This is a genomic window from Pseudarthrobacter sp. CCNWLW207 (assembly GCF_037203945.1).
GTDB lineage: Bacteria > Actinomycetota > Actinomycetes > Actinomycetales > Micrococcaceae > Arthrobacter.
Window position 1 is genome coordinate 606,607 of sequence record NZ_JBBCBS010000001.1, and the last position, 20,843, is coordinate 627,449.

At 65.9% G+C, this 20,843-nt stretch carries 18 protein-coding genes and 1 tRNA gene; 6 read left to right on the top strand and 13 right to left on the bottom strand.

Annotated elements, in window-relative coordinates; genetic code table 11:
- Positions 1-61 precede the first annotated feature (61 nt).
- Positions 62-2,554, bottom strand: a complete 2,493-nt coding sequence (gene pcrA, locus V9L17_RS02705; protein ID WP_376045526.1) for a DNA helicase PcrA — start codon at positions 2,552-2,554, stop codon at positions 62-64.
- Positions 2,555-2,661: 107 nt separating this feature from the next.
- Positions 2,662-3,492 carry an inositol monophosphatase family protein gene (locus V9L17_RS02710; RefSeq protein WP_337350371.1) on the bottom strand — a complete coding sequence of 277 codons (831 nt, stop codon included), beginning with the start codon at positions 3,490-3,492 and terminating at the stop codon, positions 2,662-2,664.
- A 32-nt stretch (positions 3,493-3,524) separates the two neighbouring features.
- Here V9L17_RS02710 and V9L17_RS02715 point away from each other — a divergent pair, with 32 nt between their 5' ends.
- Entirely contained in the window at positions 3,525-4,172 is a 648-nt protein-coding gene (locus V9L17_RS02715) for a hypothetical protein (RefSeq protein WP_337350372.1), read from the top strand.
- Between the two features lie 28 nt (positions 4,173-4,200).
- Here V9L17_RS02715 and V9L17_RS02720 read toward each other — a convergent pair whose 3' ends face one another.
- Positions 4,201-4,962 (bottom strand): DUF998 domain-containing protein, encoded by a 762-nt coding sequence (locus tag V9L17_RS02720; RefSeq protein WP_337346354.1) that lies wholly within the window; start codon positions 4,960-4,962, stop codon positions 4,201-4,203.
- Between the two features lie 83 nt (positions 4,963-5,045).
- On the opposite strand from V9L17_RS02720, the gene V9L17_RS02725 reads away from it, so the two are divergent.
- The 3 genes from V9L17_RS02725 (at position 5,046) to V9L17_RS02735 (ending at position 6,039) form a co-directional block, all read left to right on the top strand.
- Positions 5,046-5,118, top strand: a tRNA-Arg gene (locus V9L17_RS02725).
- Position 5,119: 1 nt separating this feature from the next.
- Positions 5,120-5,611, top strand: coding sequence for a DUF6314 family protein (locus V9L17_RS02730; protein WP_337350373.1), 492 nt, complete (start codon positions 5,120-5,122; stop codon positions 5,609-5,611).
- Positions 5,608-6,039: an NUDIX hydrolase gene (locus V9L17_RS02735; RefSeq protein WP_337346352.1), complete on the top strand. Its 432-nt coding sequence runs from the start codon at positions 5,608-5,610 to the stop codon at positions 6,037-6,039. The genes V9L17_RS02730 and V9L17_RS02735 overlap by 4 nt, the downstream gene beginning before the upstream one ends.
- A gap of 61 nt (positions 6,040-6,100) precedes the next feature.
- On the opposite strand, the gene V9L17_RS02740 is transcribed toward V9L17_RS02735, so the two are convergent.
- Both V9L17_RS02740 and V9L17_RS02745 read right to left on the bottom strand, forming a co-directional pair.
- On the bottom strand, positions 6,101-8,014 hold the full coding sequence (locus tag V9L17_RS02740; protein ID WP_337350374.1) for an ABC transporter ATP-binding protein: 1,914 nt from the start codon (positions 8,012-8,014) through the stop codon (positions 6,101-6,103).
- A complete protein-coding gene (locus tag V9L17_RS02745; RefSeq protein ID WP_337350375.1) occupies positions 8,011-9,675 on the bottom strand; it encodes an ABC-F family ATP-binding cassette domain-containing protein in 1,665 nt (554 codons plus the stop codon). Before V9L17_RS02745 ends, V9L17_RS02740 begins: the two co-directional genes overlap by 4 nt.
- Before the next feature lie 285 nt (positions 9,676-9,960).
- Between V9L17_RS02745 and V9L17_RS02750 the strand changes: the two genes are divergently transcribed.
- Together V9L17_RS02750 and V9L17_RS02755 are read left to right on the top strand one after the other, a co-directional pair.
- The gene (locus V9L17_RS02750) at positions 9,961-10,695 is read left to right on the top strand and encodes a hypothetical protein (RefSeq protein ID WP_337346349.1); all 735 of its coding nucleotides are present in this window, start codon (positions 9,961-9,963) and stop codon (positions 10,693-10,695) included.
- Positions 10,692-11,429: a hypothetical protein gene (locus V9L17_RS02755; protein ID WP_337350376.1), complete on the top strand. Its 738-nt coding sequence runs from the start codon at positions 10,692-10,694 to the stop codon at positions 11,427-11,429. Before V9L17_RS02750 ends, V9L17_RS02755 begins: the two co-directional genes overlap by 4 nt.
- A 174-nt stretch (positions 11,430-11,603) precedes the next feature.
- On the opposite strand, the gene V9L17_RS02760 is transcribed toward V9L17_RS02755, so the two are convergent.
- The 8 genes from V9L17_RS02760 to V9L17_RS02795 all read right to left on the bottom strand — a co-directional run bounded on the left by V9L17_RS02760 (position 11,604) and on the right by V9L17_RS02795 (position 20,841).
- Positions 11,604-12,707 carry an LLM class flavin-dependent oxidoreductase gene (locus V9L17_RS02760; protein ID WP_337350377.1) on the bottom strand — a complete coding sequence of 368 codons (1,104 nt, stop codon included), beginning with the start codon at positions 12,705-12,707 and terminating at the stop codon, positions 11,604-11,606.
- A gap of 97 nt (positions 12,708-12,804) precedes the next feature.
- Positions 12,805-15,837 (bottom strand): alpha-mannosidase, encoded by a 3,033-nt coding sequence (locus V9L17_RS02765; protein WP_337350378.1) that lies wholly within the window; start codon positions 15,835-15,837, stop codon positions 12,805-12,807.
- Positions 15,838-15,951: 114 nt separating this feature from the next.
- A complete protein-coding gene (gene fdhD, locus V9L17_RS02770) occupies positions 15,952-16,842 on the bottom strand; it encodes a formate dehydrogenase accessory sulfurtransferase FdhD (RefSeq protein WP_337350379.1) in 891 nt (296 codons plus the stop codon).
- A gap of 124 nt (positions 16,843-16,966) precedes the next feature.
- On the bottom strand, positions 16,967-18,358 hold the full coding sequence (locus V9L17_RS02775) for a molybdopterin molybdotransferase MoeA (RefSeq protein WP_337350380.1): 1,392 nt from the start codon (positions 18,356-18,358) through the stop codon (positions 16,967-16,969).
- Entirely contained in the window at positions 18,355-18,648 is a 294-nt protein-coding gene (locus V9L17_RS02780) for a DUF6457 domain-containing protein (protein ID WP_337346343.1), read from the bottom strand. The genes V9L17_RS02775 and V9L17_RS02780 overlap by 4 nt, the downstream gene beginning before the upstream one ends.
- Before the next feature lie 42 nt (positions 18,649-18,690).
- Complete coding sequence (mobA, locus tag V9L17_RS02785) at positions 18,691-19,302, bottom strand: molybdenum cofactor guanylyltransferase (RefSeq protein WP_337350381.1); 612 nt, start codon at positions 19,300-19,302, stop codon at positions 18,691-18,693.
- Positions 19,303-19,347: 45 nt separating this feature from the next.
- Positions 19,348-19,848, bottom strand: a complete 501-nt coding sequence (locus tag V9L17_RS02790) for an HNH endonuclease (RefSeq protein WP_066286886.1) — start codon at positions 19,846-19,848, stop codon at positions 19,348-19,350.
- 237 nt (positions 19,849-20,085) lie between these two features.
- Entirely contained in the window at positions 20,086-20,841 is a 756-nt protein-coding gene (locus tag V9L17_RS02795; RefSeq protein WP_337350382.1) for an NlpC/P60 family protein, read from the bottom strand.
- Positions 20,842-20,843 lie beyond the last annotated feature (2 nt).

The window sequence follows — 20,843 nt, forward strand, 5'->3', positions numbered from 1 at the left end:
TGGCTGCCCGCGCGTTCCTGAACTGTATGACAGACCTAGTCCTTGGACAAGGGCAGGCAGCCTAGGCGTCGAGCTTGGTCAACGGCGCGTACCGCAGGAGGAGCCGCTTCTCCCCCACATCGAATTTGACCTTTGCCACGGTCTTGTCGCCGGCCCCTTCCAGTGCCAGCACCGTCCCATTGCCGAAGCTCGTGTGGTTGACCTTATCCCCCACGCTGACTGCCACAATTTCCTTCTGCGGCTGCACGCGGTTCTTCGCGATGGCCGCGGGAACGTCCGCGTTGAAACCGGCCGAAGAGTCGGCCGCCGCCCCTCGTGCCGTGCCCGCACCCCAGAAGGATCCGCTGTACCGGTTGGACCCAATGGATCCACCGCCCCAGCCGCCGCTGGACTGCCGGCTGGTGCCTTCCCGCTTCCACTCCATCAGCTCGGCCGGGATTTCCTCCAGGAACTGGCTGGCGGGGTTGTACTGGCTCTGGCCCCACATGCTGCGGACCTCGGAGCGGGTGACATATAGCCGTTTGCGGGCGCGGGTCAGGCCCACATAGGCCAGCCGCCGCTCCTCGGCAAGTTCCTTCGGATCCGTGGCGGATCGCTGGTGAGGGAAAAGCCCGTGCTCCATCCCGGTCAGGAACACCACCGGGAATTCGAGTCCTTTGGCTGTGTGGAGGGTCATCAGGGTGACCACTCCCAGCCGCTTCGCTTCCGCCACCGCGGCATCGATATCAGCACCCGGCGCGTCCGGGATCTGGTCAGCATCAGCCACCAGCGAGACCTGTTCGAGGAAGGCGCCCAGCGTCCCCTCCGGATTCTCCTGCTCGTACTCGCGGACGACGGCGACCAGTTCCGCCAGGTTTTCCACGCGGGACTCGTCCTGGGGGTCGGTGCTCGAACGCAGGCCTGCGAGGTAACCGGTCTGCTCCAATACCGCCTCGAGGGCCGCGGCAGCGCCTGAGCCTGCCGCTACCTCGGCGAGGTCGTCGAGAAGTTTCACGAAGCCCAGCACCGCGTTGACGGAACGGGTGGCCATGCCCGGGGCTTCCTCGGCACGGCGGGCCGCAGCCATGAAGGACATCCGCTCCCGCTGTGCCAGCGCAGCCACGGCGCCCTCGGCGCGGTCGCCGATTCCGCGCTTGGGTTCGTTCAGAACGCGGCGCAGGTTGACGTCGTCGTCCGGGTTAACCAGGACGCGGAGGTACGCGAGGGCGTCCTTGATTTCCTTGCGCTCGTAGAATCGCGTGCCGCCCACCACCTTGTACGGCAAGCCGACGCGCACCAGGACATCCTCGATGGAGCGGGACTGGGCGTTAGTGCGGTAGAAAATGGCGACGTCGCCGGGGCGCAGGTTGTCCTCGTCCTGGAGCCGGTCGATTTCCTTGGCAATGAACTGGGCTTCGTCGTGCTCGTTTTCGCCCACATAGCCGATGATCTTGTGGCCCTCGCCCTCGGCCGTCCACAGCCGCTTCTCGGGGCGGTTGGGGTTCCGCGAGATGACGGAGTTGGCGGCGCTGAGGATGTTCTGGGTGGAGCGGTAGTTTTGCTCCAGCTTGATGGTGCGCGCCTCGGGGTAGTCGTTTTCGAACTCCACGATGTTGCGGATGTCGGCGCCGCGGAAGGCGTAGATCGATTGGTCGGAGTCGCCCACCACAGTGAGCTCGGACGCGCCGGGCCCTTCGCCGACGATTTCGCGCACCAGCGCGTACTGGGCGTGGTTGGTGTCCTGGTACTCGTCCACCAGGACGTGCCGGAACCGCCGCCGGTAGGAATCCGCGAGCGCGGGAAATGCCCGGAACATGTAGACGGTCTCCGCGATGAGGTCGTCAAAGTCCATGGCGTTGGCCTGGCGCAGCCGCTGGGTGTAGCCCTTGAAGACGTCCGCCACGGCGGACTCGAAGGGGTCGTTGTGGTTGGCGGACAAAGCGTAGGAATCGGCATCGATGAGCTCATTCTTGAGCGCCGAGATCTTGTGCTGGATGGCCTTGGGCGCGAACTTCTTGGGATCAAGGTCAAGGCTCTTGGACACCTGGGTGACCAGCCGGAGCGAGTCCGCTGAGTCGTAGATGGAGAAGTTGGACTTCAGGCCGATATTGGCCGCTTCCTGCCGCAGGATGCGTACGCAGGAGGAGTGGAAAGTGGAGATCCACATAATCTTCGCCCGGCCGCCCACCAGCGCCTCGATGCGCTCCCGCATTTCCGCGGCCGCCTTGTTGGTGAACGTGATGGCCAGGATCTCGCCATGGTGTGCCCGGCGGGTGGCGATCAGGTAGGCGATCCTGTTACTGAGGACACGGGTTTTGCCCGAACCTGCGCCCGCCACAATCAGCAGGGCGCTGCCGGCATGTTTGACGGCTTCTTCCTGCTGGGGGTTGAGTCCCTGCAGGAGCTCCGCGGCGTCCGGCCGGTGGTGCGCGGCCTGGTGGGTTTCCGCGCTCCGGCCTCCCCCGCCGCCTCCCATTTCGGCGGCCGTCGCCAAGCCCTCAGGGCGCGACTTGGTGCGGGCAGCGGCCGCCGGGGCGGCCTTGAACGGTCCGTCAGAGTACGGGTCAAACAACATATCCATGGTGCCTACAAGTCTAGGCGGTGGGGCCGACACTCACTTCCGGCCTGTGGATTACTGCGAGCAAGCCCGCGCGACACCAACATCTCCCAGGGCAGCGGGGCTCAGGCCACCGAGCCGGACTCAAGGGCCGCACGCAACTCGCGTACCGCCGTCGTGCCTCCAGCCATGAACCATTCCAGGCCGTTGATCCGGACCGTGTCCGTGGCACCGCCGGCGGCGCGGACGATCGCCTTGCCGGGGAGCCAGTCCCACTCGGGGCAGCTGTGCTGGAACCAGCACCCCAGCTGGCCGTCGGCCACCCGCCCCAGGTCGCAGGACCCGGAGCCGAGCATGCGCAGAGCTGCTGCGGAGGTTGCGGCGGCGTGCCAGGGCATGGCGCACAGCGGATCCATCAGCCACGTGGGGTGGATATACGTTGCGGCGCCGAGCTCCGCCACCGGGGTGCCGTTGCGGGATCCGTTATTGTCGCGGAAGACCCCAAGGCTCTCGCCGTTCAGGGTCGCCTGCCGCGTGCTGCCGCCCAGCCAGAGCTTGTCCTCTTCCGGCTGGAAAATAGCTCCGAGCAGCACGTCCGATGAGTCCTTAAGCGCGATGGCCGAGCACCAGTAGGTGGAGCCGTGCAGGAAGTTGTACGTGCCGTCCACGGGGTCGATGACCCAGGTCCGCCCGCTGGTTCCCCGCACCGAGGCGCCTTCTTCACCCAGGATGCCGTCCTCGGGGCGGCAGCGGCGGAGCTGTTCGAGGACGTACGCCTCAGCCGCATGGTCCGCGGCCGTTACCACGTCAGAAACCGAGGTTTTCTGCTGGGACTGGAGGCCGGCCATACGCATCAGCAGCGCCAACTGCCCCGCCTCCCGGACCAGCGCGGATGCCAGCTGGTAGTCGTCCAGTGAGGGGTCAAGTTCAACAGCGCTATGCCGGCCTATGGTCATGCACCCAGTTTATGGGGCGGGATAATGGTGGCATGGCCAAGACACCTGCGCAGCGGATCAAGAAGCACGGCTCCAAGGCGGCTGTTCCGCAGCACCACCTCCCGCCGGTGATCAATCCCACCACTGACCGGTCCCCGCAGACAGCCCGGAACAACAGCAACCTGATCGTCATTGCCGGGGTCGTGGCCAGCCTGTTCCTGTTCTGGTACGTCCACCTGCTGACCCTGGACCAGCTGCGGCAGCTCGCCAGCGGGCTGGCTATGCCGGATTCGCTGGTAGGTGGCTTCGACACCGCTTACGTCGGCGAGCTGCATACTGCCATGAACGACGACGCCCGCGGCCAGCTCAACTACGTGCACAAAACCGCGGGCACCCTGTTCCCGCTCATTTTTGGTTTCACCTGGCTCTTGTTGATCGGCACGAACGTGGCCAGGAAGGCCCTCCGGTGGGCCCTCTGGGCAGTCCCGCTGCTGTTCGTGGTAGTCCGGTTGTGGGGCAACGTCGCCATCGACACGGCGCTGGCCGCAGGAACGCCCGACGCCGGCCAGGTCGCCTTGGCTTCCAGCCTCACCGTCGCGGGGTGGGTGCTGTTCGTCCTCAGCCTGCTGGCCGGGGCGGCGGCAGTGTTCCTGGGCAAGCGGCCGCGGCAGAAAGCCAACTCCCCATCGACTGCTCCGTAACAGCCCTTTTGAGCTCCCTAAACGGCGTTTACGGAGCAACGGATGGGTGAAGGCGGCGCTCCTGCCGGTGCCTGTGCACCCGTTGCGCGACCACCAGCCCGGCGGCCGCCATTCCCACGGTGACGGGATAGCCCATCAGCCGCTCCAGGGTGCCGGGTTCGGGAACGTCCATCCTTGTCAGTCCACCAGTAACCAGCGCGGCGGCGGACACCACGCCGCACGCCAGGATGAACCATCCCAACGGTGTCTGGTTCAGCCACAGTATGCCCAGCACAAGCAGTGCCGCGGCCCCGGCGATGAAATACATCACTGCACCGGCAAAATGCCAGGCTGAGCCCACGTCCTCGGGAACCAGCCCCACGATGACCGTGCCTGCTCCCGCGATCCCGGTCAGTGCCCGCATCCAGAGGGCCGCCAACCAGGGTTTCCTGCGCCCCGGATGGACGCGCACACCCGCCCGGGCGGCGATGCACAACAGCCCGGAGCTCAGCAGCAGCGCCCCGAGGAGCATGCCCAGCCCCTGGACGACGAACGAGGCGTTCATGAGCCAATGCAGCGGCGAGCACACGTCCCGGCCGTCGTAGATCCCACAATGAACCGCGCCCAGGTCACTGATGTAGCCAGTCCGTCGGTCATAGGGCTGCGGTCCGGCCCACGCCCCGATCACCGCTGTTTCCGCGGCAAAATACTGCAGGACGCTCAGGACGGACCAGGCACCGACGTACTGGCGGGTGGAGGCCGTGTCCGGGATGTAAACGGCGGCTGGAGCGGACGTCGGGCCTGATCTCATGCCAAGAGCGTAGTACGGCCTCCCACCTTGTATGCTTATATCCGTGTCCGGACGGACCGGCCCTGCCGGTACAGCGGATGCGCGCCCTCGTAGCTCAGTGGATAGAGCACGGCTCTCCTAAAGCCGGTGTCGTTGGTTCGATTCCAATCGAGGGCACTTGAACCTTCCTGAACCCCAGGCTCCCGGGCAGAGGGGGGCGGATTTTGACCTCCGCGCCTACCTGCTCGGTCCGTCGCAGGCTGAACGCTGGGCCGTTGAACGGCAGCTGCTGGACCGGACGGCAGGCACCCGCGGAACCTTTTCCGGCGTCGTACTTTTTTCCTCCACGGACGACGGCGGTTTGCACCTTCGCGAAGAGGGCACCATGCGCTGGCCTACCTTCACGGGCCCGGCCTCCCGCGAGTACCTTCTCAAGCCCGCTGAACAGCGTGATGCGATGGACGTGTTTTTCGCCGACGGGCGGCCCTTCCACCGGATGAGCTTCACGCCGGAAGCGAACCTGGACAACCACTGGTGCGATCCCGACACCTACCGGGTGGCCTATGCCCTGGAGGGCCCGGACCGGTTTAGCTACACCTGGGACGTCCGCGGGCCCAGCAAGGACCTGCTGCTATCGTCCACGTTGAACCGGCTAGGCTCGAAACCGTGAAAGCCCGCATCGTTGTGTCCGCCGTCTGTGTCTTCGACGCCGCCGGGCGGCTCCTGACCGTCCGCAAACGCGGCACCAGCATGTTCATGCACCCCGGCGGCAAGCCCGAACCGGGCGAAACCGCCGCCCACGCTGCATCCCGGGAGCTCCAGGAGGAAGTGGGGATCATCGTGGATCCGGACCAGCTACAGCTGATGGGCGTGTGGATCGCGGACGCCGCCAACGAGGCCTCCACCGACATTGAGGCAACCGTGTTCACCGCTCCGGGGACGTGGACGGCGCACCCCTCGGCCGAGATCGACGAGATCCGCTGGCTAGACCTGGCTGCCTTGGATCAGGGTGCCCGGCTGCCCACGGACCTCGCGCCGCTCCTGACGGACCACATCCTGCCAGAACTGGCCACACTGCGCCCCGGCCCAAGTAGGTAGCAGTAAGTGTCTTTTTGACGGCTCAAAACGACATCTGCTGCTACCTAGTTGGGCAACGCCGCTAGAACTCCGGAACGGCTTCCGCGGCCACCGCAGTGGCCTCCGCGAACTGCGTCCGGTACAGCTCCGCATAGCGACCCTCGGCCGCCAGCAGCTCCGTGTGCGTTCCGCGCTCCACGATCTGGCCGTCCTCGACTACCAGGATCACGTCGGCAGCGCGGATGGTGGACAGCCTGTGGGCAATCACGACGGCGGTGCGCCCCTCGAGCGCCGCACTCAAGGCCGCCTGTACGGCAGCTTCGTTGGTGGAATCGAGTGCGGCAGTCGCCTCATCGAGGATGACCACCCTGGGCTGGGAAATGAGCAGCCGGGCGATGGTGAGCCGCTGGCGTTCACCGCCGGAAAGACGGTATCCCCGCTCCCCCACCACGGTGTCCAGGCCGTCGGGAAGGGACCGGATCATCGTCTCGAGGCGGGCCTGCCGGATGGCTTCCCACATGTCGTCGTCGGTGGCGTCCGGCTTGGCGAGCCGGAGGTTGGAGGCGATGCTCTCGTGGAAGAGGTGCCCGTCCTGGGTCACCATGCCCAGGGTGTCACGCAGGGAATCGAAGGTGGCGTCGCGGACGTCCAGCCCCGTCCCCGGAATGGTGCCGCCGAGCCGCACGGCGCCGGAGTCGACGTCGTACAGCCTTGAAAGCAGCTGGGCAATGGTGGACTTTCCAGCACCGGAGGAGCCCACTAGGGCCACGGTCTGCCCCGGTTCCACCCTGAAGCTGACGCCGTGCAACACCTCTTCGCCGCCGCGCGTGTCAAGGGTGGACACTTCTTCGAGGGAGGCCAGTGACACCTTGTCCGCCGAAGGGTAGGCGAAACGGACGTCGTGGAATTCCACGGAGACGGGTCCCTTCGGTACCTCGACGGCGTCGGGCTTCTGCTGGATCAGTGGCTTCAGGTCCAGGATTTCGAAGACCCGCTCGAAGCTGACCAGGGCACTCATGATTTCCACCCGGGCATTGGACAGCGCAGTCAGCGGTGCGTACAGGCGCGTCAGCAGCAGCGCGAGCACCACCACGTCGCCCGGAGCAAGCTGGCCGGATATGGCCAGCACACCGCCCAGTCCGTAGACGAGGGCAAGGGCGAGGGCCGAAACCAGGGTCAGCGCCGTGACGAAGGTGAACTGCAGCATGGCCGTGCGGACGCCGATGTCACGGACCCGGCCGGCCCGGACCGCGAACTCATGTGATTCCTCGTCCGGCCGGCCGAACAGCTTGACCAGCGTGGCGCCAGGGGCGGAGAAGCGCTCTGTCATCTGGGTGCCCATGGCGGCGTTATGTTCGGCGGCTTCGCGGCGGAGGTCAGCAAGGCGGGAACCCATGCGGCGTGCGGGGATCAGGAAGATCGGCAGCAGGACCATGGCCAGCACGGTGACCTGCCAGGACGTGCCGAGCATAACGATCAGCGTCAGGACCAGCGCCACGACGTTGCTGACCACCCCGGACAGGGTCCCGGCGAAGGCGGACTGCGCGCCGATGACGTCGTTATTGAGGCGGCTGACCAGGGCGCCGGTCCGGGTGCGGGTGAAGAACGCAATGGGCATCTTCTGCACGTGGTCGAAGACCTTGGTGCGCAGGTCAACAATGACGCCTTCGCCGATCGTGGAGGACAGCCAGCGGCTGACCAGCCCCAGGCCGGCTTCGGCCACGGCCACGACGGCGATCAGCACGGCCAGCCGGATGACTTGGTCCGTGCCTGCCTGGGCCACGATGGCGTCAACCACCTGGCCAGCCAGGACAGGCGTGGCTACTGCCAGGAAGGCCATCACAACCGAAAGCGTCACGAAGGCGATCAGCTTTCCGCGGTGCGGGCGGGCAAAGCCCAGAACCCGTTTCAGGGTTTCCTTGGAGAAGGGCTTGGAGCCGCTCTTTGCGCGGGTGATGCTGTACAAGGTGTGCCAGGCGGCGCCATCCATGCTCATAGCTGCTGCCCCGTCGCGCCGGTCATCAATTCAGTTACCATTCCATCTTCCACATTCCACCGGACGTCGAGCTGAACGTTTTCGAGCAGCCTCCGGTCATGGGTTACCAACAACAAAGCGCCCTCATAACTTCCCAGGGCCTCCTCCAACTGTTCGATGGCCGGGAGGTCAAGGTGGTTGGTGGGCTCGTCCAGTACCAGCAGGTTGACGCCGCGGGCCTGCAGCAGGGCCAGTGCGGCCCTCGTCCGTTCCCCGGGTGAGAGGGAATTCACGGGGCGGGCCGTATGGTCCGCCTTCAGCCCGAATTTGGCCAGCAGTGTGCGGACCTCCGCCGCCGTCAGGTTCGTGAGGACGGCCTCGACGGCGTCTGCCAGGGTGAGGTGGCCAGCCAAAAGTCCGCGGGCCTGGTCAATTTCTCCGATGGCCACCGAGGCACCCATGGCTGCGTTGCCGGAGTCGGGTGCCTGGACGCCCAGGAGCAGCCGCAGCAACGTCGACTTGCCCGCTCCATTGGGTCCGGTGATGCCGATCCGCTCCCCTGCGTTGAGCTGGAGGTTGACCGGGCCCAGCGTGAAGTCGCCCTGCGTGACCACTGCGTCCCGCAGCGTTGCCACCACAGCGCTGGAGCGGGGCGCCTGGCCGATGGTGAATTGCAACTGCCATTCCTTCCGCGGTTCCTCCACCACGTCCAGCCGGGCGATGCGGGACTCCATCTGCCGGACCTTCTGGGCCTGCTTCTCGGAGGACTCGGTGCTCGCGGCCCGGCGGATCTTGTCGTTGTCGGGGCTTTTCTTCATGGCGTTCCGCACACCCTGGGAACTCCACTCACGCTGTGTCCGGGCGCGCGAGACGAGATCCGCCTTCGTGGAGGCGAATTCCTCGAAGCGTTCCCGTGCGTGGCGGCGGGCCACGGCCCGTTCCTCCAGGAAGGCCTCGTAACCGCCGTCGTAGACCGCCACCGAGTTCTGGGCCAGATCCAGTTCCACAATGGTGGTGACGCAGCGGGCCAGGAATTCGCGGTCGTGGGACACCAGCACCACACCGCCCCGCAGTCCTTGCACAAAAGCCTCGAGTTTCGCCAGGCCCGCGAGGTCAAGGTCGTTGGTGGGCTCGTCCAACAGCACAATGTCGAAGCGGCTGAGCAGCAGGGCGGCAAGGGCAACACGGGCGGCCTGGCCGCCGGAGAGGCCTGTCATGGGAGCGTCAGTGCCGGTCTCCAGCCCAAGGTCTGCAAGCACTGGGGGGATGCGCTCGTCCAGATCGGCTGCCCCGGAGGCCATCCAGCGGTCAAAGGCCAGGGAGTAGGCGTCGTCGGCCCCGACGGCACCGGAACCCAGGGCCTCGGCGGTGGATTCCATCTCCGCCGTCGCCTGGGCGCACCCGGTCCGGCGTGCGATGTAGGCTGCAACCGTTTCGCCCGCCAGGCGTTCGTGCTCCTGCGGCAGCCATCCCACGAAGGCATCGGCAGGGGCCAGGCTGACGGATCCGCCCTGCGGCTGGTCAACTCCAGCCAGCAGCCGCAGCAGGGTGGACTTACCGGCGCCGTTGGCTCCCACTACCCCCACAACGTCACCAGGGGATACGGTCAGGGAAAGCTTGGAGAAGAGCGTCCGGTGGTCGTGGCCGCCGGAAAGGTCTTTGGCAACCAGGGTTGCAGTCATGGGGTCGATCCTCTCGATGCTGCCGGACGGCGGGACCCCGCTGGGGCGCTGGCGCGGAATGACGCCCGGGACTCCGCCAGAAAACCGCGGGAAACCGCGGGAAATCCGGGTGCTACCGCCCTGCTCGTGACGGGGGCATAAAAGAACCCGCTGGTCCGGACTTGGGGGGTGTACGGACCAACGGGCTCGACCATCGAGCATAGTCGAATCGACACTCCGCGTAAAATCGCCAAGGGTTCTGCAGGCTAAAATTGAGGCATCCGTCCGTTCTGAAGAGAGCACTTCATGCCCCTCCCCGCCAAGGCGTTCCAGCGCTGGCTGCAAGGCATTGCGCCCAACGCCAGCACGGCCGATGTCTGCCGGATCTCCGGGATCAAACGGACCACTTTGGCCCAGCAGTTGGTCCGCGGCAAGGTCGCCGAGGCCACCGTGGTGAGCATCAGCCGCGCCTATGGCGTCAATCCGGTCTCGGCCCTCGCCGGCTTCGATGCCTACCGCGACCTGGCTGCGACAGTCCCACCCACGAGGTGTGAACTGGTCAGCCAGATCTCCACGCCTGACCTCCTGCGCGCAGTGCTGGCCCGCTCGGCGGTGGATCCAGCCGGCCAGACCTCGGCCGAGCCGCCCCCGCTGAGCCCGGCACCGCATGCCACCTCCGTCAAGAACTGGGTTGAGGCAATCGACGACGGCGAGCTGAGGCACCGCGTCTCGGCCGCCACCGGCGTCGCACCCCAAAACTACTCGGCCCAACTGAGCGCGAACCGGCTCTCCCCCGAGCTGGCCATCGCAACTTCCGTCGCCGCAAGCGTGGGCGCGGCAGGCGGGCTGGTGGCCACGGGCCTGATCACCGAGGCAGAAGCTGGCTGGTCGGCGGACGCCCGCCAGGCCGCCTTGGACAGCCTGCCCGACGGCGAACTGACCACGTTGGCCGGCGACCGGCTGCAGGCCTTGGGCAAAACCTTGAAGCGCCAGGAACACGACCAACAACAAACCGACAAGATCTGGGAGAACCTCGGATGATCGAGATCCTTCAGTGGTCCACCCTGGCCATCTGCGCCCTGGTTGCCATCGCCAGAGTTCCAAGCATGCTGAGAGGTGAAAACCGGACGCTGTTCTGGATCTTTGCGCTCATGACCCTGGCCATCATCCTCAGCATCGAGGCGCCCTACGTGGCCATAGACCAGGCGCTGGGCGGATTCAATGTGGCAAACCTCATCCTGCGCTTTGTCATCTTCGCCGCCATCCTCTGCGTGGGCATCCGTGTCACCCGGGGTTTCGGCGCCACCGATGGCTACCGGCTGTTGACCGGCCCTGTCGGAATGATGGCGCTGGCCCTGGTGTCGCTGGCCGTTATTGGTTCGTTCATCATGATCGACTCACAGGGTTCGTCCGCGGGGTTGGCCGGAATCTCGCGCAAGGGCGGTCCGGATGCCGTGCTGGTGGAATACTACGGTGCGGCTGGCAGGGCGTACCCCACGTACGTGTCCCTGGTGCTGTTGCCTGCAATGGTGCGGGCAGTCCGCGGTTCGCTGCCGCTACCCATCCGCACCGCGGCCTTCCTGCTGGCCGTCGGAGCAGTGGCCATCGCCTTAACGCTGTTCTTCCCTCTTATGCCGTCCGGCTGGGGGCCGGCCAAATTCATGATCAACTACACGGCAGTGCTGTGCTTCGTTGTGGGACTGGCGATCATCTGGGCGGCCAAGGTCGGTTATGGTCGCAACGCGGCAAAACAGAGGACTTTTACTGAAAAGTAACCTCGACAAATTCACAAAATCATTAGAATATGAAACAATCATGAATGTGTGAAGGCGAGGCGCAGGGCGTTTACGAACGGGGATAAATTCTTAGACGTTGCGCCTCGGATGTCTTCACGCGCATTGGGGGGATGAGTGGTGGCGGCCGTTGGGGACCGCCCCCACTCAGCCTATTTAAGGCGCGGCGTGGCTCACGGCCTGCCCTCCGGTCCCGGCAGCCCGCCCCAGTTCACGCTGCACCAGTGGAAGTACCTCGGTACCCAGCAATTCGATCGCTTCGAGCACGGTTGCCTGCGGGACTGAGGACAGGTCCAGTTGGAAGATCTGCCGGTCGTGCTGCAGATGGCCGTGCATCCTGACGATTTTTTCGGCCACCTGCTCCGGGTTACCTACGAACAATGCGCCGCCGGGCGCCGTCTCCATGTTGTAGGTGACTCCGCTGGGGGTGGGAAATCCCCGTTCTGCCGAGATCCGGCGCATGGTGTCCATCCAGTACGGCCGGAAGGCCTCCTTGGCCCTGCCTGTTGCAGCTGGTGTGTCCCGCAGCACCAGCCCGGGGGCACCGACGCCCACCTTGAGTCCGGCGGCTCCATGTCCATGCTCGACGGCGGTCTGCCGGTAGAGCGCCGCATGGCGCTCGAAGTTCCGTACCGATCCACCCAACAAGGCGTACATCACGTTCTTGCCCAGGGCTGCGGCACGCACTGTCGACTGAGGTGTTCCACCAGTGGCGATCCAGATGTCCAGCTCACGGCGGCCGTCCTCCGCCGGGAAGGGGCGCGGCAGGATCTGCGCCTCATGCAGGCCGGAACGGAACTTGCCGCTCCAGGTAATCCGCTCCTGCGCATTGAGCCGGAGCAGCAACTCCAACTTCTCCTCGTAGAGGGCGTCATAGTCCTCCAGGCGCGCCCCGAACAGTGGATACGACTCGATGAAGCTGCCGCGGCCCGCCGTAAGTTCCGCACGGCCCTGGCTGATCAGGTCGATCGTGGCGAACTGCTGAAAAACCCGCACCGGGTCCTCGGTACTGAGGACCGTGACTGCGCTTCCCACTTTGATTTGCCGGGTCTGCGCCGCAACGGCCGCCAGCACCGTGGACGGCGACGTGACGGAGTAGTCGGCGCGGTGGTGCTCCCCGACCCCAAAGTAGTGAAGTCCTACCTCGTCGGCGAGGCGGGCCCTCTCCAGGAGATCCTGGGTGTTCTGTTCAGGAGAGACCACAGTGCCGCGTACGGGATCGCGGTGGATATCGCCGAAGGTGAAGATTCCTAGTTCCATGCCTTATCCAAGCAATAGATGCATTTGCATATTCCCGCAGGCGGAATCAGGGGGACGGATCCTCAGCCAGGAGCGGGCGTAAAGCCGGCTGGTGGCGTCAACGGACGAACCTCAACGTGACCAGTTGGAAGGGGCGCAGGGCCAGCGTGACGCCGCCCTCCCCGGCCGGTGCCACGCCTGGCGCTTCGACGGGCCGTTCCAGCAGGTCAGTGGCATACGCCTTGGCGACCGGGAAATTCGCCGTAAGTAGCCCGGCCGAACGCTGGCCCAGGGACTCGTAAAGCCGGACGATGACATCCCCCGAGCCGTCCTCGGCCAGCTTCACGGCCTCGATAACCAGCGCGGCGTTGCCCACGGTGAACAGCGGTTCCGCCGGTTTGGCGCCGCGCACCATCCGCGGTGCCAGGTTAGTTCGATACCCTTCCTCCACGGCCTCGGCGATACCGGCACCCGGGCGGATGGTGACCGTCAGTTCGTGACGTCCGCGGTCAGCAGCGGGATCGGGAAACTTGGGGGCCCGCAGGAGTGATAGCCGGACGGTAGTGGTGGTCCCGCCGTCGTCCTCCCTGATGTTCCTGGTGACGTCATGCCCATAGGTGGACGAGTTGGACACCGCCACGCCGTAGCCCGGCTCAGCCACATGGATCCATCGGTGGGCGCAGATCTCGAACTTGGCAGCTTCCCACGAGGTATTCACGTGCGTGGGCCGGAAGACGTGGCCGAACTGCGTTTCGGAGGCCGAGCGGTCCGCCCGAATATCCAGTGCGAATCCGAGCTTGAGGAGCTTCTCGCTCTCCTGCCAATCGACGGCTGTAGTGATTTCCAGTGAATCGCTGCCTGGTGCCAGAACAATCCGCTGGGTGACCGGCGAGGACCCGGCGACACGCTCCACCACGACGACGGCGGACTGGCCGTGGGTCTCCACCCGAACAGCCTGGGCCTGGTCCAGCCGCGTGACGTTACGCCGGTAGAACGCGTCGATGTCCCACGCGTCCCACTCGTTGGGGGTGTCCCGGTGCAGTTCCAGCAAGTTGCCGCGCTGGCCGGGCGCTATGGCTTCCCGTCCGCTGGCATAATCCGAGAGGGACGCGATCAGGCCGTCAGCATCCAGGACTGCGCGGATGACGCCGTTGTCCAGCACGTACCCGCCGTCCTGCTCCGATACCGTCGCTGGTTGTCCGGCTGCCAGCCGCTCGGCGGCACCCAGCGCGGGGACGCCGTCACGGGCGTGGGGGGCGGCGTTGAGCAGGAAATCATGGGGGCCTTCGCCCAGCAAGGCGGCCGCTGCCTCCGCGATCAGGGCTTCGAGGCCGGCGCTGATGGCAGCATAGTTCCTTTCGGCATCCTGGTGGACCCAGGCGATGGAGCTGCCGGGCAGGATGTCGTGGAACTGCTGGAGCAGCACCAGGCGCCAGAGCCGCTTGAGTTCCGCTGCCGGGTAGGTGAATGACCCGCCCGTGCGGACGGTTGCGGTAGCGCACCAGAGTTCGGCCTCGCGAAGCAGGTGCTCGCTGCGGCGGTTGCCGCGCTTGGTCTGGGCCTGACTGGTGTACGTGCCGCGGTGGAGTTCAAGGTACATTTCTCCCACCCACACGGGAAGGGCGCTGTACTCCTCCTCGGCCTTGGCAAAGAAGCTTTCGGCGGAGCCCACCCGGACCTTGGGCGATCCTTCAAGGTCAGCGGTGCGGTGGGCGGCGGCCAGCATCTCGCGCGTAGGTCCGCCGCCGCCGTCGCCATAGCCGAACGGAACAAGGGAAGTGGTGCCGCGCCCGTGGTCGCGGTAGTTGCGTTCGGCATGCGCCAAATCCCGTGCGCTGAGCTCGGAGTTGTAGGTGTCCACTGGCGGGAAGTGCGTAAAGAGCCGCGTCCCGTCGATCCCTTCCCAGTTGAACGTGTGGTGCGGCATCCGGTTGATCTGGTTCCAGGAGATCTTTTGCGTGAGGAACCAACGGCTGCCTGCCGACTTGACGATCTGCGGCAGCGCGGCTGAGTAGCCGAAGGAATCGGGCAGCCAGGCCTCACGGCATTCAATTCCGAACTCGTTGAGGAAGAAGCTCTTGCCTTCGACGAACTGCCGGGCCATGGCTTCGCCGCCGGGCATATTGGTATCCGATTCCACCCACATTCCGCCCACCGGCACGAACTGGCCGGCCTTGACCTTCTCCCGGATGCGGCCAAACAGCTCCGGGTAAAACTCTTTCATCCAGGCAAGCTGCTGGGCTGAGGAGCAGGAGAACACAAAGTCCGGGTCCTCGTCCATCAGCGCCACGACGTTGGAAAATGTCCGGGCACATTTGCGGATGGTTTCCCGCACGGGCCAGAGCCAGGCGGAGTCGATGTGGGCGTGTCCGGTGGCCACCAGCTGGTGCGCCGAGGCATAGGCCGGCCTGGAAAGCACCTCTACGAGCACCTGGCGCCCGGCTGCGGCCGTTCCGGCAATGTTGTCCGGGTCCATGGCATCCATCATCCGCTCGAGCGCACGGAGGATTTCGTGGCGCCTCGGCTGCTCCATGGGCAGCTCATGCATCAGCCCTGAAAGGGTCCAGATGTCCTGCTGGAGCTCCCACACCGTCTGGTTGAGTTCCGCGATGGCGATGTGGCCAAGGCGGTACTGCGGCGCAGTGCCTGCTGTCGCCTTGTCTCCGTAAGGAGTGGCCGCGAAGGTCCAGCCCTGCGCGACGTCGGGGTTGGCCGCAGCCTCAACGTAGAAGTCCACGGCCATGCCGCTGCCAAGAAGTTTGAGCGGGATGTACTGGTTCCGCGGCGAGATGGCCTTGATGATGGTGCCATCCGGGCGCCAAGCGATCCCCTCACACTGGAAGCCTGGCGCCTCGGTGGTGAAACCAAGGTCCACCACGATTTCCACTGTGGTGTCAGGATCGGTTCCCCAGGATTGCGGGACGTCGCCCTGCAGCCTCAGCCACTTCGTCCCCCAAGGTTTGCCCCACGCGGCACCCGGCTCCTGGGGCACGAAGTCGTGCCGCAGCGCCTCCATCACGGTCACGGGCTCGTCCGGCACGTCCCAGGTGCTGAGGTTCAGTGGGACGGTGCGTGTGTAGACAGCGGGGATGATCCGTTCGCGCACGAAACGGTCCAGGCGGACTTCCGTGATCCGGCGGTCGTCATGCAATGTAAGCCCTCTTTAACGCTTGAAACTGGATCAAAGTGTCCATTCGATGGATAAAATCTACTGCGTCGTAGCTTAATAACCAAGCCTCCGCGGGTCCCGCTGCGTGCCAGTTGCTTATCCTCGAAGTTCCGCCGGATCCTCGGCCGGAACAGGGACGGTGATCCTGTGCTGCCCGGCGTAAACGTTCAGGCTTGTCCCCCGGCTGAACCCCGCCAACGTCATTCCGGACGCCTCGGCGAGTTCTACCGCCAGGCTGGAGGGGGCGCTCACGGCAGCCAGCACCGGGATGCCAGCCAGGGCCGCCTTCTGGACGAGCTCGAAGGACGCCCGCCCGGAGACCTGGAGCACCAGTCCGGACAGCGGAAGCATCCGTTCCCGCAACGCCCAGCCCACCACCTTATCCACGGCGTTGTGCCGGCCAACATCCTCGCGCAGGCACAAAAGCTGCACCCCGCCGTCGTCCTCTACCCTGAACAGCCCGGCGGCGTGCACTCCCCCGGTGACGTCGAACACCGCCTGCGCCTCGCGGAGACGGTCCGGCAGCGACGCGAGGACTTCCGCGGGCACCGAGACCGGGTCCGCGGCAGGGCTGTAGTGCGATGACTTCCGCACGGCTTCGATCGAATCGGTGCCGCAGATGCCGCACGAACTGGACGTATAGACGTTACGGCCGATCGTCGGGACGTCCACGTCCGGACGCAGCTGTGCCTCCACGACATTGAACGTCTGCACGCCGTTTTCGTCCTCCCCGGCACAGAACCGCAACGACACCAGCTGCTCAGGAGTCCAGATGATCCCCTCGGACACCAGGAACCCGGCAACGAGGTCAAAGTCGTCGCCTGGAGTGCGCATCGTGACCGAGAAGGACAGGGAGCCCAACCGGATCTCCAAGGGTTCCTCGACGGCCAGGGTGTCTTCCCTGTGCCGTATGGGGAACTCGAGGGCCTGGGGGGACCCGTCCAGCACGTACCGGTGGACCTTGCGGCGCTGCGTCACACGGCCCATAGCTGTGCCCCGTCCTGCCGGCGGAGGCCCTGCAGTATGTCCCGTTGCTGCCGTCGATGGCCAGGGTGCCTGTTCATGACTCCATCATTGCAAGGGCAAGGGCACTAAGCCAGCGGCGCCACGGTCAGCCCAGCAGCGCGCTCCAGTCCACCGGGCCTGCCGGTGCCGCGGGCTTGGAGCCGACCTTCCGGGCAGCCCGTGCAGGCGTCTTGGCCTTGGTTCCGGGTTTTTCTCCGGTGGCGAGCGGCGGCCCCCACGGCAGCGCGAACGCCGGGACTGCTTCACCGAGCTGCACCCCGTGGGGCGGCACCACCATAACACCGTGGGCGGACGCCAACCCCCGCATCATGCCGGGGCCGGTGTGCTGGGCCGGCGACGCCATGCCGTACAGCAGCCGGAACGGCATCAGCCGGGTACGGCCGGGATCAGGCTCGATGGTGGTTCCGGAGGGGACTTCCTGTATTTCCGGCATGGACCCGTGACCAAGTGCCGCGAGCAACGGCGCGCCTACGGTGGACAATGCCATCATGGCGGCCAGGGGGTTTCCGGGCAGCCCGAGGACAAACCGTCCGTCGGGCAGCTCCGCGAGGACAGCGGGATGGCCGGGCCGCATGGCGATCCCGTCGATGACTAGCCGTCCACCCAGCTCGGCGACGGCCTGGCGCAGGTGGTCGGTTCCCGATCTGCCGGTACCGCCGGTGGTGATGACGACGTCGGCAGGCACGACGGCGGGAACCTCACCGCCGGGCTCGGCGACGTCTTCCAAGGCAGTGAGCCAGTCTTCGTAGGAGTCGCCGATCTTTTCCTGCCCGGCGGGAATGCCCCCCAGCATTTCCACGACTGCAGCCAGCTGGGGGCCAAATGTGTCACGGACCTGCCCGGGCGCCGGCAGTCCATGGGTCACCACTTCGGAGCCGGTCAGCAGGAGTTTGACCACCGGCTTGCCTTGCACCAGGAGGTCGTCATGGCCGGAAAGGGCCGCCACGGCAAGGTGGGCGGGATTGAGGGTAACTCCTGCCTTGACAAGCACGTCACCCACGGCCGCTTCCTCCCCGGCTTTCCTGATGTGCTGGCCGTTCTTCGGTTCGCCGGGGCGGGCGCCGCCGCCAACCATCAGGACCGGGAGGCCGTCGTCGTCAGTGCCCAGCACTGCGCTTTCGCTGCGGAGCACGGCCTTGGCACCGGCCGGGATCAGGCCACCTGTGACAATGGGGCTGGCCTGGTGCGGCGCCAGCCGCTGCCCGGCCTCGGCCAGGATCCAGGGGCCGCTGCCGTTGACCGCCCAGCCATCCATGGCGGACGAGGCGTAGTGCGGCATCTCCTGGAGGGCTGTGATGTCCTCGGCAAGCGTCCGGCCAAGGGCCTGCTGCAACGGAACACGTCCCGGGGGTATCGGCACGGCGCAATCGAACGCAGCCTGTCGGGCCTCTTCCCAGGTGTGGGCCAGATGCCTGGTTTTTTCGTCGTGAGTGTCCTGCCTGGGTGCGTCGTCGTTGTCGCCGGGGGCAGCCGTCATTCGCGCGGAGTCCCGGCGGATTCAGAATCGTAGTCCACGGCCAGGGACCGTGCCACGTCCATGGCAGCGGACATTGACGCGGTGTCCGGCGCCTTCCCCGAGCCTGAGGCCAGGCCGGCGGCGAAGCCTGCGATAAAGGTGGTCAGGGGCGCTGCGGGCCGCACTACCGAATGTGCAGCCACTCCGGCGAGCGAGAGGATGGCATTGACGTCTATCTGGACGTCTTCGAGTTCGTAGGCCTGAAGGAGCGCCCTGCACCATTCTTCCAGCGTCTCATCCTGGCTCTTCACTGTATGCCTCCCATTCAACTGCGGCCATGCAGGTCCGGTACCTCATCGTGGTTCCCGGCCGGCCACTCCAAGCGCGGCGGCATCATCCCAGGTGTCTACGTCATCCGTAGAGCCCGCCGGGACGGTGACAAGCTGCACGTCCAGCCTAGCAAGGAGAGCGGATACTGAACCGTTCATTAAGGCCCCGCGGGAGTCAAGGTCCTGTACTGAACGGTGGAGTGCGGGAGTGCTGTAAAAGCCCACCAGGGGTTGGCGGTGGCCATCCGGCGAGATGGCCATGGCGCCGTCGCCAGGACCAAGCGACCGCCGAAGGGCATCAATGGCCTGGCCCACCCTGGGCATGTCGCAGGCCAGCAAGAGCGTGAAGGGAGGACGCGGCCCCGCGGTTCCATCGAGCGCGGCCAAGCCTGCTGCAATGGCCGACGCCGGACCGGCAAACGGCGGTTCTTCCCGGCACCTGAGGACCCCCTCGGGCAGGGGGCCCGGGTCCGGGCCGACCACCACGACCCTCCGGGCACCCCCGGCTGCTGCGAGGGACCGCTGCAGGAGGGTGGCGCCGTCGTAAATCAATGACTGCTTGGGGACGCCACCCAGACGGGACGAACGGCCGCCCGCAAGGATTACCGCGTCAAATTCGTATGCATCAGGAGCCACCACTCCAGCCTAGCGGGGCGGGTGTTGTCCGTGCTTTCAGCCGGGTCAGGCAGCCCGTTCAGGCAACAGGAACGGATCCCACGCCGGTGTGGGTTTCTCCAGCTCCTTGATTTGCCAGATGGTCCCATGCGGTGGTTCCGGGGTGAACCGGAGCTTCCACCCCATCTCCCCCGGCGTGTGGTCGCCTTTGACGTTGTTGCAGCGCAGGCAGGCGGCCACGAGGTTTTCCCAGGAATCTGCACCGCCGCGGGACTTGGGCTGGACGTGGTCAATGGTGTGGGCTGCTTTTCCGCAGTAGGCGCACCGGTGTCCGTCCCGGCGCAGCACGCCACGGCGGCTCACGGCGGTGGTCTGGTTGTACCGGGGGCGGATGTAGCGGTTCAGGAGGATCACGGACGGGCGGCCCAGAATCTCCTGTGGCCCCACTACAGGGTCCTCGCCTTCGGCTACAACGCTTGCCTTCCCCGTGAGCACAAGGACCAGCGCCCGGCGGAAGGTGATTACCGCCAGCGGTTCATATCCAGCATTCAGAACGAGAGTGCGCATGCACGTACCTCTTCACGGCCGCACCCGTCAGGGGCGCGAGGGCCGGCTGCCCTCGGCATGTCCGGGCTATGGATCGACACCACAAGAGTAAACAAAGAAACCCGGGATCAACTAATCCATGGTTTCGGGGTGCGCCCGTGTCGATCGCCTCTTACCGGGTCTGGGCCCGGCTGCGCCGTTAAAGCGCAAGGACCCCCGCCGTAGGGCGGGGGTCCTTGCCAAGCGTTGCTACGGAAATTAGCTGACGCGGATGAAAACCGGGCCGGAGCCAACGTTGGCGCTGAAAACAACGGTCTGGTTGCCGTTGTAGCCACCGTGTACGGCCTGGCCGTTGCCGGCGTAGACAGCTACGTGGGCAACGCCCGCACCGCCATCGGCGTAGTAGATCAGGTCGCCGGGCTGGGCCTCGGCGGCACTTACGGTCTGGCCCAGGGACAGGTAACCTGCAGGCCAGTCGTGGAAGTTGATGCCCACAGCGGCCAGGGAGTTGGTGACCAGCATGGTGCAGTCCTGGTTGACGCCCAGCTGGGCGTAGGCTGCCGACAGGATGGCCTGGCCCTTGCTGCTGGCGGCCACAGGTGCCTTCGGAGCTGCAGCCGCTACCTTGACGGTGGAAACAGCCTGAGCGGCGGGTGCGGGAGCCTCAACCTCAACCTCAGGCTCAGGTTCCGGCGCTTCAACCACGGGAGCCGGCGTGGTGGTCACCGCGGGCTTCTCGTAGGAAATGGCAATGGTGGAAGCGGCCGAAATGACCGCGGGAGCGGCAACCTCAACCTCAACGTTGGAAGCGGAAGCCGATTCGCGCTGAACGTTGGTGTCTGCAGCGTTGGCGGCGATACCACTGGTCAGGACCAGGCCGGAGGCAGCAGCGATAACCGCGGCCTGGCGACCCATGCCACCGGCGTTGTCGCCGAGGGCCTTGGCAATGACAGCCAGCGAGTTGGTCGTGGTGACCTCCGCGCGGTGCCGTGCAGCAATTGCACGTGTAGTCATTA